The following is an 11,819-nucleotide window of genomic DNA, read 5'->3' as shown; positions in this document are numbered from 1 at the left end:
CCCATGCCTCAAAATTAGTTATTATTTTTACCGAAATTGAGCTTCTTCATTTTAAAAGTAGAATTATAATTCATTAAAAATCATTAAAACATGCATCGCTATTTAACTATTCTCTTTTTATTTTTTTCTTTGTTATTGGTCGGACAAACCGAAGATAAAAAAATTCGAGTGGGCTACGCAGGTTCGGCACCGTTCGTAATTCAGGGTGAAAGTGAAGATGGAATTGTGTTTGATATTTGGAAAGAAATAGCATTCGACCTCAACCTTAAATATACGTTGCTGGAATACGCTTCAGTTGAGGCTGGAATTGAAGCTGCTAAAAACAACGAAATAGATATTTTACTTGGACCAACTACCATAAATGAAGAACGGGCAGCGGAAATTTCGTTTTCACAACCGTATTACAATACCGAGATGGCAATTTTAGCTCCCGTACAAGAACTCTCCATTTGGGAAAAAGCCAGTCCTATTTTTTCAGAAACTTTTCTTTTTGCGGTGTTTGGACTACTCTTAATTCTCACTATTGTTGGCTTTTTATTTTGGTTGGTTGAAGGGCGCAAATACAAAGAAGATTACGGAATGCATATACACCAAGGCATTGGTTCTGGCATTTGGTTGGCAATTGTAACGATGACCACTGTTGGTTACGGCGACTATGCCCCGCGTACTTCTGCGGGTAGAGTGGTGATGGGCTCGTGGATGATAATTTCGCTAATTCTGGCTACAACATTTGTCGCCGGAATTGCCACCACGCTTTCCCTGACGGCACGCGACAACAAAACCATTACCAGTATGCAGCAGCTAGACGGCAAAAAAGTGGCAGTGCCCGATTATAACAAAATTATGGACAGGGTGCGCAACGTAGATGGCCAGCCAATACCTGTAAAAACAGTTTCGGAAGGATACGATATGCTTTTAAACAAAAAAGTAGATGCCCTTATTTATGATGAAATTCCGTTGGAATATATTTTTGCTGAAAATGAAAAAGAAAATTACGTTTTAAGTAAAAAGAAAATTGAACCGCAGTATTACGGCTTTGTTTTCCCGGTTGGAAGCAAATTAAAACGAAAAGTTGATTTAGAGATAATTCACTTACAAGACACCAAAGAAATTCAACATATTGTGGAAGATTGGATTTCTAGGAATTAAAAGCCCCCTAGCCCACAAAGAGGAACTATTGTGCTTTCCTTCAATATATTTTTGTTATTTTTTTTTGCGTAAATCTACGCGCTCAACTCCCCCTTTGGAGCCTCGGGAGCTATTCTGTTTTACAAAAGCCGCCCAGCCGGTGTAGCTTTTGCCAACATCAACTTTTCCCATATTGTAGAAATGGCAAACGGCTGCCGCCAAACCATCGGTGCTATCTAAATTTTTGGGGAGTTCTTTTAAACTTAATAGACTTTGAAGCATTTTTGCCACTTGTTCTTTACTGGCGTTTCCGTTACCGGTGATTGCCATTTTTATTTTTTTGGGAGAATATTCTGTAATGGGAATTTCTCGCGAAAGTCCCGCCGCCATTGCCACTCCCTGCGCTCTTCCGAGTTTTAACATAGATTGAACATTCTTCCCAAAGAAGGGCGCTTCAATCGCAATTTCGTCTGGATTGTGGGTGTCAATTAACTCGATGGTACGTTCAAAAATGAGTTTTAGTTTTAGGTAATGGTCGTCGTATTTTTTTAGTTGCAACTCGTTCAGTTGTATAAATTGCATCTGTTTTCGCGCCACTTTTATAAGTCCGAAACCCATAATTGTGGTTCCGGGATCAATTCCTAAAATTATTTTTTCAGTTTTGTTTTCCATTGCGATGAGATTCCACCTTTGCGGGAATTAGTATTTTAGCAGGATGATTGCCGTACCTCGCAAAACTAAACAATATCTGCTTGCCGCCACCAAAGTTTTGGTGCTTGCGGTAACTTTTGGTTATGTTTTTTACAAACTGAAAAATAATGCGTCGGTAAATTTGGAGGATTTTATAATTACGGTTTTCTCCAAAGGAATTATTTCTGGCTACCTGCTTTTGTTGTTTTTAAGTTTGGCCGCGGCAAATTGGTTTTTTGAAATTTTAAAATGGAAAGTCTTAGTTTCAACTGTAGAAAAAATAACTTTTAAATCTGCATTAAAACAAAGTTTGGCATCGCTAACGGTTTCGTTGGCAACGCCCAATCGCATTGGCGAATACGGTGCAAAGGCACTCTTTTTTGAAAATAGAATGCGGAAGAAAATACTGTTGCTAAACTTCCTTTCCGGCGGAGCGCAGATGTTTGTTACAACCCTATTTGGTTTTTTTGGAGTGCTGTATTTACTGCGAAACTTCAACGTGAATTATTCTATTTCAACTTTGGCATCTTTCGGAATTGGGGCGGTTTTACTTTTCGTGATTGGGTATTATTTTAAGGAAAAAGAGCTACTATTAAAAGGATTTTCAATTGCGAAAACCACACGTTTTTTTAAAAGAATTCCGTTTCAAATTAAATTTAAAACGGTGCTTTTTTCAGCATTTCGGTATTTAATTTTCAGCAGTATGTTTTACGGACTATTGTTGTTTTTTGAAGGAAATATTAGCTTTTCCGAAGCAGTGCCGCTAATTTTTGCAATGTATTTTTTGGTTTCCATTCTTCCCACCCTTTTTATTTTTGATGTTGTAATCCGCGGCGGGGTTGCGGTTTGGCTGTTTTCATTTGTGGAAATTCCAGAACTGATTGTTCTATCGACTGTACTAGCTATGTGGCTTTTCAATTTTGTACTGCCCGCAGTTTTAGGTAGTTTTTACGTACTCACCTATCAACCTGCAACGCGATGATTTCAGCCTTTTTAATACTTTTTGTCGCATATTTTTTATGTATGATGGCATTGTTTTACGGTTTTAAAAAAGTGCCGTTGTTTTTTGCAAAAGACACAAATCCCGCAACTCGTTTTAGTGTTGTAATTCCTTTTAGGAACGAAGCTGAAAACCTTCCGAAATTATTGAAATCAGTCGAAGGAATTAATTATCCTTCTGAAATATTTGAAATCATTTTTGTAAACGATGCATCCGAAGATATTTCCGAAGCAATCATTTCTGAAACACTAAAAAGCAGTAAGCTTTCAATCAAGCTTCTTCAAAACAAACGCGTTTCAAATTCACCTAAAAAGGACGCTATTTCCGAAGCAATTAAAAATGCACAATTTGAATGGATTGTTACAACCGACGCAGATTGCAAACTTCCCAAAACCTGGTTGCAAACCATTGATGCATTTATTCAAAAAGAAAAGCCAGTGATGGTTTGCGGACCGGTAATTTACGAGGCTAACGGAAGTTTTATTGAAAATTTCCAGCAATTGGACGGCTTTAGTTTACAAGCCGTGACTATTGGCAGTTTCGGTTTTAAAAATCCATTGTTGAGCAACGGCGCAAATTTGGTTTATAGGAAAGATGCCTTTCTAAAAGTGAATGGTTTTTTGGGCAACGACCACATTGCGAGCGGCGATGATATTTTTCTATTGGAAAAGATGAAAAAAGCATTTCCAAAGCAAGTTTCGTTTTTAAAATCGAAAGAAACCATTGTTATCACCAAACCACAAAAAAGTTGGAAAGATGTGGTTAATCAACGAATTCGATGGGCTTCAAAAACTTCAAAACAGAAAAGCGCAATTTCACTTCTTTTGGGAATGCTTGTTTTTTTGGTAAATATTTCAGTTTTAGTACTTCCTTTATTTATCATTTTCGATTCTGAAAATTTCATTGTTTATTTAGCATTGCTTTGTTTCAAAATAACAACCGATTATGTTGTTGTGTGGCAATCTGCACAGTTTTTTGGTGAAAAAATATCGTTTTGGAAATTTCTTTGGCAACCCTTTTTGTACGCCGTAATAGTGGTGGCAGTTGTTTTTGGAAGCTTTAGCGGAACGTATTCGTGGAAAGGGCGAACCTTCAAAAAAGTCAAACAAACAAATTAAATTTTTTACCTTAGCCGTACTTAAATTAAGCCCTTATGAAATCGCTTCTCCCCAGTTTTGTTTTGTTGTTTTTGCTTATGGCGGGAACGCTGCAAGCCCAGCAACAATATACAATTGATGGCCAAACTTACACATTGAATACTGAAGTTGAAGGTACTTTAACCCTGCTTTGGAATACAATTGATGGCGAATACCGCTATTTCTCAAAAAAAGGAGATGAGATTGTAGCGCTTAAAAACACCAAACAAAACGGCGATTATCAAGAAGAATACAAAGCAGTTTTGAAACGACAAACCAGCGATGCGGTTGTTTCAACCGAAAAAGTGAATTTGACGTTGCCGAGTCTGCACACCTTTTTTACGAAATACAACAAACTAAAAGATCCTAATTTTAATGAAAGTGTAACATCCGTCGATTTGCAGTTTCGGCTCGGGGCTTTTGCGGGGGTGAGCAATAGTGTTTTTTCTGCAAACCCCACAAACGAATTACAACCTGTGGCTGGAATTGATTTTGAATTGATAGATGCCGTAAAACTAAAAAGGCACGCAATGGTACTGCGTTTTAAGCAAACTTTTGAGAGCAGCGACTATCAATATTCTGCGTCGCAATTATCGTTAAACTATCGATTTAAATTTATAAAAACTCAAAAATTTGATGCTTTTGTAAATGCCAAGTTTGCCGCCTTCACTTTTTCGAGTAGGGAATATACGGTCATTCCATTTGGGGGAGCGGCAACGGTTTATAAAGAATCTGGCTCTGATTTTAGCGCGCCCTTTACTTTTGGAATTGGCGTCGATTACAAAGTTGGCAATGGCTACATCACTTTTAATTACAACGATATCGTGGGTTTAAATGTGGACAGCAATAAAGAGTTTCCACTGGATTTAACACTTGGATATAAATTTAATTTTTAAGCTAATTGGTCTGAATTACTACGGGCAGGGTAAATCGAGTTTTTACGGGAATGCCGCGTTTATAAGCTGGTGCCACAGGTTGCAGCGAATCGATACTTTGAATAATCCAGTTTTCAAGGCCTGGAAATTCCTTCTTTAAAAGTGTATCCATTTTTATTTCGAGTATGTAGAGTTGGCCGCTGCTGCTTACTTCAAAATTTACGCGTACCGTATCGTACACCTCGCGCACGGCAACAATATCTTCGTGACTGATGGATTTATAGAGATGCGTACTAATTGTATTTATAAAACAGTCCTTTTGTTCGGGCTTTTCCAAGGTATTTTCGCAGTTTGAAAAGGACGGATACCGGTCTACTTCTTTCCAATCTATCGCTTCAATTTCTTCTTTAAATATTTTTTCGGAAGTAACTTTTTCGGTCTCAAAAAACTGGCAGGAAGTTGCCAGTAACAGAAGAAAAATAAAAAGCAGTCGCTGTGTCATTTCAGAAAAAATTCAACTTGAAAAGTACAAATTTACTGAAAGTTAATCCTTTGAAAAATGAAGTTCTTTTATTAAATCGTTTGCGCGCTGTTTTGCAAGCTCTCGCATCCGTCCCGTTTCAGAGTATTTTTTTAAGTAATCTTCGTAATAATGCAGCACTACTTCTTTATCGGCAAAATAATTATCGGCCGCTACAGCCAGCGAATACAGTGCCATTTCGTTGTTTGGATTATTGATTAACGCACTTTTAAGCGCCTTCATTTCATCTTTATAATCGCGCTTCCACTTGTAGAGTTTTGCCATTTCCAAATAACTTTCCGCTAATGGAATTTCCTGCAGCCCAATGGCAATATTAAAATGATGCTCAGAATTTTCAGCATCGTTTAAACTTCGATAGCGTTTGGCGGCTTCAATATGCCATTTGGGATTTTGGTCATCAAATTTTTCAAATAACAATCTGTATTGATCCAATGATTTTTCAAATTGATTTGTATAGGCATAACACGAAGCCAAATTTTCATGAATTTGAATATTGCTCTCCCCGTGACCAATTAATTTAGTATATGTTGAAATAGCGTTGTGGCATTCTTTGGTGTAAAATTGTTTTAAAGCTAGCAAATACAGAAACCTAACACTGCTGCTATCTTTAGCCAATCCTTTATCAATAAAGGGTTCCGCCTCTATAAATTTTCTGTTTTCAATATAGTAACGCGCTATTTTATAGAGCGAATTGATATGATTTGAGTCTAAAAGATATACTTTTTGATATGCTTCAATTGCCGTAGAATCATTTTGAGCTTCTTTTAAAAGTACCCTTTGGTATAAATAATTTGGGTTGTTTGGAAATTGTATAATCAGTTTTTTAAGAATGCTATCTGCCTTTTCAAATTTTGATGCTTGCGCCAAGAGTTTTGCATAATCGAATTTCAATGATTTGTTTTCTTTGCCTTCTGAATTGGCTTTTTCATAATAATAAAGTGCTTTTGACACATTTCCAATTGCCTCATTTGCTTTGGCCAAACTGTATAAACTATCCGTTTTTTGTGAAATATTCAAAGCCGAAACGTTTTGTGCTTCGGCTTTAAAAGACAGGATAATAATAATGAATAAAATTATTTTTTTCATTCCACCACATCAAATACAATTGGCAAAGAATACAGCACGCCAACTTTTTCACCTTTCTGCTCGCCGGGTTGCATTTGTGGAAGTAGTTTTACTACGCGAATGGCTTCGGCTTCAAGTTCAGGTTTTGGGGCGCGGGCACGGATGTTCACTATTTTTCCGATTTTGTCAATTTTAAACTGAACCGCGATGCGTTGTCTGCCTATAAGATTCAGTTCTTTCCCGAGATTTGTATTGAAATTGGCCGCTATAAATTTTGAAATATTCTGCGACATACATTTTTTCATCGCTTCATTATCGGCCGCCGAACAACCCGGATAAGCCGGCACTTTATCGATAACTGCAAAAGGCACATCGGTTTCATTTTGGTCTTCAGTATCAACTAAATATTCTCCCACAGAGTTGTAAACTTTATCACCGGGTTGTGCTTCGGTAGTAAGCAATTTTAAGGCTTTTTCCTCTTCGGGGGTCATATCGCCTTTTTTCATAATGGCTTCGGCCAATTCGTTGATTTTGTTCATCACTTCGGAGTCTGATTGTTGCACGGTTTGTGTTTCTTCAGCTTTTGGTTCGTTGCTGCAGGAAGCGTAAAACAGCATACTGCAAATTACTGGCAACAACAATAAATACTTGAGTTGCGCGCTTTTTCTCGATTTTGATTTTTGTAACATACTAATTCGTTTTTTGATTATTGATTGATTGAAAAATGTATTGATGTATGAAATTTTCTCGGTTTGAAATACTTCCGAAAGCAGGTTTTGGTAGTATTCGGTTTTGCTTTTTTGAGCGGTAACTTTTGCGTCTGCAATAAATTCGTGCAGTGTAGTTATTCGGTTTTGAAATAAGTAAACCATTGGATTGAACCAAAAGATAATTCGTAGAAATTCAAAGAAAAGCAGATCGAAAGTGTGTTTTTGTTTAACGTGTATTTTTTCGTGGGCAATAATGTTATTTTTGTTTGCTTCGGAAATATTTTCGCCTAAATAAATAGTGTTGAAAAACGAAAACGCGGTATCGGTATTTGGAAGCATCTTCAATTTAAATCCGTCGCTATTTTTTATGGTTTCACTGGGTTTTAAGTTTATTATTTTGTGAAATTTCCACACAAAAAGTAAGATACTGAACACAGTTCCCAACAACCAAACATTTGTTAAACTGGGGAGCCAAAAGCCAGTTCCACTTGAAATTGTTTCTGCTGTATTTGCACCAATAACAACCGCTGGCAACTGAAAAACATATTCTTGCGGAATGGTTTGTTGCAAAAAATCTAAACTGATGAATGGTAAAATACAGCCCAGAATTGGGGTTAGTAACAGATAAATTCTGTTTAGTTTAAAAAACGTTTCATTTTTTAGAAAGAGGTCGTATATCGCTAAAAACAGTATTTGAAAAACGAGTATTTGAAATATTGTATGTATCATTTTTCAGATTTTTCAGAATTAATTTCTTTCATAATGGCTTCCATTTCCTGAATGCTGATATCGTTTTTCTTCATAAAAAATGAAACCATACTTTTAAAGGAGCCTTGAAAATAGCCGTCCATTACTTTGTTTAAGTATTGATTGCTGTATTCGGTTTTTTTCACTTTCGGAAAATAAACATGACCTCTACCTTCTTTTCTGTAATCGACAAAATTTTTGCTTTCAAGTATCCGAACGATGGTTGAAACCGTGTTATACGCAGGTTTTGGTTCGGGCAACTTTTCTATAATTGCAGCGACGTTTGCTTCCTTTAAATCCCAAAGGATTTGCATTATGTCTTCTTCCGCTTTTGTTAGTTGTTTCATTGTTTGGTTGTCGGTTGTCGGTTGTCGGTTGTCGGTTGTCGGTTGTCAAATATAACTAAATAATTAGTTTGAACTAATTTATTAGTTGTTAAAGTTTTTCATTAAAAAAAACCTGACTAATTTTGGAAGATCGGTCAGGTTTATATTTTACGAATTGGATTGATTTTGGTATTTACATCCAAACAGTTTTTGTTTCAATTGAAGTTTTTCTTGTTCCTTCGGGCAGTTCGGCGTCGTATTTGCCTAAATAGAAAAAACCTAAACACTGCTCTCCGTCTTCCATTTGAATAAATTTATCTAAATATTTCAGAATGCTTGGAGATGCCCAATATGCGCCAATACCCATATCGTGGGCGGTGAGCCACATATTTTGAACTGCCATGGCTGTTGCGGCAATTTCTTCCCATTCGGGAATGCTTTCTTTTGGATCGCGTTGCATACAGATTGCCAGAACACAACCTGCTTTTACGGGATTGTCCATAAATTTATTATAGGTGAATTCGGAGAAGTTTTCGGCGGTTTGCTTGTAGGTTTCGGCCATAAATTTTCCGAGGCCAACTTGTGATACCCCGTGAAACACTTTGAAACGCCAAGGTTCGGTACGTTTGTGTGTGGGTGCCCAGTTTGCGGCTTCCAGTATTTTTTCTACTTCTTGTTTTTCAATTGGTTCTTTATTGTATTGTGCAGGAAAAACCGCGCGACGGCTCTTAATAGTATTTGAAATCATTTCTTTTAAATTGGGACGTGAAGATAGTAAAAGTGGTCTGTAAAACAAACAATTTAAATGGAATGTGGCATTTTACTCAAAACACATTTATATTATTGCTGGCGTGGTTTTTTATCGGTTATACTTTTTGAGCCTACTCGAGACATGGCACATCTAAACCCAATATAATCTGTAGCCATATATTGCGGCAAATAGCGTCTTTGTGCCGGATCTAACCAATATTCGCGATCGCGCCACGAGCCACCTTTATAAACGCGGACTTTATTATTTATTAATGTAGTTCTGTTGGTGCTTTTATCGTATTGGCGGTGTACATTTCCAGTACTATCTATACTAACTTCATGTACTGGAGCATTATACATGGGGCGAGGATCTACAGAATTTTGAGTCATTTTACGTCTGGAACGCAAATCGCCATCTATATAATTTCGATTGTCGCTCGTATCGAAGTTTGTACGGAGGTAGGTTTCATTTTCGTCTACGGGTATTTGTACGAGCTCGCCTGGTAATTGTCGGGGCATCAATTTACCAGTGGGTAAGGTATCGTAAATAATAGTGGTAGGAGTTACCATATTAAAGCTACCATCGGGATTTCTTGAATCTTTGGTATAGACATTTCCGCGGTAGTAGTTAAAGTCGTTGTAATCATCGGCAATTGTAGGTCTATAGACATCGGCAACCCATTCTGCTACGTTGCCAGCCATATCGTAAATACCAAAGTCGTTAGGCGGGTAGCTTTTAACCTGCGCAGTTATATCGGCATTGTCGTCACTCCAGCCAGCAATACCGCCATAGTCGCCTTTAGACTGCTTAAAGTTTGCCAATTGATCGCCTCGTAGTTTGCGTTTTCCCGACCGGGTGTATTGACCATTCCATGGATATTTTTTTCGTCCTAGATGCGAGTTGTATTCTCTAATACCGCTTAGGCCTAAGGCCGCGTATTCCCATTCAGATTCAGTAGGGAGTCTGTATGCGGGAAGGAAGACGCCGTCGGTTCGCTGCAAATATAAATTGGTGTATTTTGCACCTACGGCAGTGCTGTCTTTTTTAAATTTTAGTAACTTTTCTGAACGTTTCCCGCCGCTTAAAATAGAATCTTTCCCTCCGTAGGTTAAGGTGGGTGCCTGTAGGTAAGTTTGTGTTGAGAACAATTGATCGCCGGTAACGTGGTAACGCGCATCGCGGGCCGTAAAGTCTATTTCTTCCAGTAATTTTTCATTCACTCTATCTGTTCTCCATTTGCTAAAGTTTACCGCCTGAAGCCAACTAACCCCCACTACTGGATATTCAGAAAACGCTGGGTGACGCAGGTAGTTATCTACCATCGTTTCATTAAATCCCAAAGGGTTTCGCCACACTAACGTATCTGGTACGGCACTTGAAAGTATATGTTTATAGTTCTCTTGATCTGGAGGAAAAACGCGTTTCAACCAATCTAAATATTCTAAATACATAAGGTTGGTAACCTCAGATTCGTCCATATAAAAAGACATGACGTGTTGTTGACTGGGGGTATTATTCCAATCGGCAATAGGGTCATCTTGTACGCGGCCCATGGTGTAAGTACCGCCTTCAATAAAAACCAAACCCGGACCGGTTTCCTGTCCCTTACTGGATGTATAGTAATTACTTGCCGAACCGCCGGCGCGTCCAATCATTTTCCAACCTGTTGCCCGTGAGCTGTTTTTGTAGTCGCGTTTATTAGAACAAGAAACTGAAAGAAGTAAAATAAAAGCAAGAAAAATTCGGAGCATTTCAACTTTTGATTTAGGATTTTCAAAATTATAATTATTATCTCGGCATTCAACAAATCATTAAACATTTTAACTTATTAACTGCTGTTTCACGAATTCTACTGAGCCGTGAGCAAATACTGCAATTAACTAACAGCCAATTAGATATCGATTTTAAACCAACAAAAAACATCCTATTTGAAGTAGTAAAAACATGAAAATCATAGACGAAATGCATAATATCTCGGATAAAGTGCATAAAAATTTCGTAAAATGTAAAATTTAATTTATATTTGAATTTCATTTTCACCCCCAAATCAGAAATGAAGACCTACGTATTACCATATTTAAATAAAAAAGGAAGAACTATAAGTGCGCTCGTATTTATATTCTTTTTATTTGGAATTAATTCGATATGGTCTCAAGAAGCCACTACAACAATAAACTTAACACTTGCTGATGTACTTTCAATAGAGCCTGGAAGTGTTGCCAATGGTGGCACGGTAGATTTTCAATACGATAATGTAAGCGATTACAATTCTGAAAAGACAACTACGGTTCCTAATAGTTTAATCATTACGTTTAGCAAACCTTTTGACTTAAAGGTAAAAGCAAACGGAGAAAACTTTGAAAACGGATCTAATGTAATTCCTGTAGACGTCTTAACTATACGCAGGAATGAAAGTTCACAATTAACCGGCGTTTCTGCTCCCGTAGTATTGTCAACTCAAGATCAAGTTTTGATTACCGGAGCAGACAGAGGCAGCAAATTAAACCTCGACTTAGATTATATAATTCCGCAAGCCAGATCCTCTTCTACCGATATACTGGGAAAACCAGCTGGCATTTATACCCAAAAGGTGACATATACCTTAACCGCAATATAAATTCTACCCTACTTAATTACTTACACGCTCTAATTTAATAGGAAGAACTATCGCTTGTTGGACTATTGTATAGACCGGTGTGCACCTATTAATAGGCATTTGGCCGTGTGTTAACGGCATTCTTTTCATTTTAATGATTTTCCCTTGTAGTTATTTAACTACACACACTTACAGTTTCAACTACAAACTAAACTTGCAATGCGTTTTATATTTGCAGTGTCAAAACAAAGTAA

General features: G+C 37.3%; 12 protein-coding genes. 5 read left to right on the top strand and 7 right to left on the bottom strand.

All coding sequences use genetic code 11. The features are described from left to right. The first annotated feature begins 90 nt into the window (after positions 1 to 90). Positions 91 to 1,149 (top strand): transporter substrate-binding domain-containing protein, encoded by a 1,059-nt coding sequence (locus tag K8089_RS12830; protein ID WP_237603695.1) that lies wholly within the window; start codon positions 91 to 93, stop codon positions 1,147 to 1,149. Between the two features lie 54 nt (positions 1,150 to 1,203). Here the strand turns inward: K8089_RS12830 and ruvC are convergent, their stop codons facing one another. After that, complete coding sequence (ruvC, locus tag K8089_RS12825; protein ID WP_237603694.1) at positions 1,204 to 1,800, bottom strand: crossover junction endodeoxyribonuclease RuvC; 597 nt, start codon at positions 1,798 to 1,800, stop codon at positions 1,204 to 1,206. 43 nt (positions 1,801 to 1,843) lie between these two features. Here ruvC and K8089_RS12820 point away from each other — a divergent pair, with 43 nt between their 5' ends. Genes K8089_RS12820 through K8089_RS12810 form a run of 3 tightly spaced genes read left to right on the top strand, consistent with a single transcriptional unit; the run spans position 1,844 to position 4,850 of the window. Further along, positions 1,844 to 2,800: a lysylphosphatidylglycerol synthase domain-containing protein gene (locus tag K8089_RS12820; RefSeq protein ID WP_237603693.1), complete on the top strand. Its 957-nt coding sequence runs from the start codon at positions 1,844 to 1,846 to the stop codon at positions 2,798 to 2,800. Then, the gene (locus tag K8089_RS12815; RefSeq protein WP_237603692.1) at positions 2,797 to 3,936 is read left to right on the top strand and encodes a glycosyltransferase family 2 protein; all 1,140 of its coding nucleotides are present in this window, start codon (positions 2,797 to 2,799) and stop codon (positions 3,934 to 3,936) included. Before K8089_RS12820 ends, K8089_RS12815 begins: the two co-directional genes overlap by 4 nt. A 35-nt stretch (positions 3,937 to 3,971) precedes the next feature. Further along, positions 3,972 to 4,850 carry a hypothetical protein gene (locus tag K8089_RS12810; RefSeq protein ID WP_237603691.1) on the top strand — a complete coding sequence of 293 codons (879 nt, stop codon included), beginning with the start codon at positions 3,972 to 3,974 and terminating at the stop codon, positions 4,848 to 4,850. 1 nt (position 4,851) lies between these two features. Here the strand turns inward: K8089_RS12810 and K8089_RS12805 are convergent, their stop codons facing one another. From K8089_RS12805 to gldJ, 6 genes are all read right to left on the bottom strand, one after another. Continuing rightward, a complete protein-coding gene (locus tag K8089_RS12805) occupies positions 4,852 to 5,331 on the bottom strand; it encodes a hypothetical protein (RefSeq protein ID WP_237603690.1) in 480 nt (159 codons plus the stop codon). A 42-nt stretch (positions 5,332 to 5,373) separates the two neighbouring features. After that, positions 5,374 to 6,456 (bottom strand): tetratricopeptide repeat protein, encoded by a 1,083-nt coding sequence (locus tag K8089_RS12800; RefSeq protein WP_237603689.1) that lies wholly within the window; start codon positions 6,454 to 6,456, stop codon positions 5,374 to 5,376. Next, positions 6,453 to 7,874, bottom strand: coding sequence for a M56 family metallopeptidase (locus K8089_RS12795; RefSeq protein ID WP_237603688.1), 1,422 nt, complete (start codon positions 7,872 to 7,874; stop codon positions 6,453 to 6,455). Before K8089_RS12795 ends, K8089_RS12800 begins: the two co-directional genes overlap by 4 nt. Further along, positions 7,871 to 8,239, bottom strand: coding sequence for a BlaI/MecI/CopY family transcriptional regulator (locus K8089_RS12790; RefSeq protein ID WP_237603687.1), 369 nt, complete (start codon positions 8,237 to 8,239; stop codon positions 7,871 to 7,873). The genes K8089_RS12795 and K8089_RS12790 overlap by 4 nt, the downstream gene beginning before the upstream one ends. A 172-nt stretch (positions 8,240 to 8,411) precedes the next feature. Further along, on the bottom strand, positions 8,412 to 8,966 hold the full coding sequence (locus tag K8089_RS12785; protein WP_237603686.1) for a nitroreductase family protein: 555 nt from the start codon (positions 8,964 to 8,966) through the stop codon (positions 8,412 to 8,414). 92 nt (positions 8,967 to 9,058) lie between these two features. Continuing rightward, a complete protein-coding gene (gene gldJ, locus K8089_RS12780; protein WP_237603685.1) occupies positions 9,059 to 10,720 on the bottom strand; it encodes a gliding motility lipoprotein GldJ in 1,662 nt (553 codons plus the stop codon). A gap of 302 nt (positions 10,721 to 11,022) precedes the next feature. Between gldJ and K8089_RS12775 the strand changes: the two genes are divergently transcribed. Then, on the top strand, positions 11,023 to 11,586 hold the full coding sequence (locus tag K8089_RS12775) for a peptidoglycan-binding protein LysM (RefSeq protein ID WP_237603684.1): 564 nt from the start codon (positions 11,023 to 11,025) through the stop codon (positions 11,584 to 11,586). Positions 11,587 to 11,819 lie beyond the last annotated feature (233 nt).

Source organism: Aequorivita vitellina, from assembly GCF_022008365.1.
Classification (GTDB): domain Bacteria; phylum Bacteroidota; class Bacteroidia; order Flavobacteriales; family Flavobacteriaceae; genus Aequorivita; species Aequorivita vitellina.
Note: the sequence above shows the minus strand (reverse complement) of the source record. Positions and strands in the feature narration are given on the sequence as shown.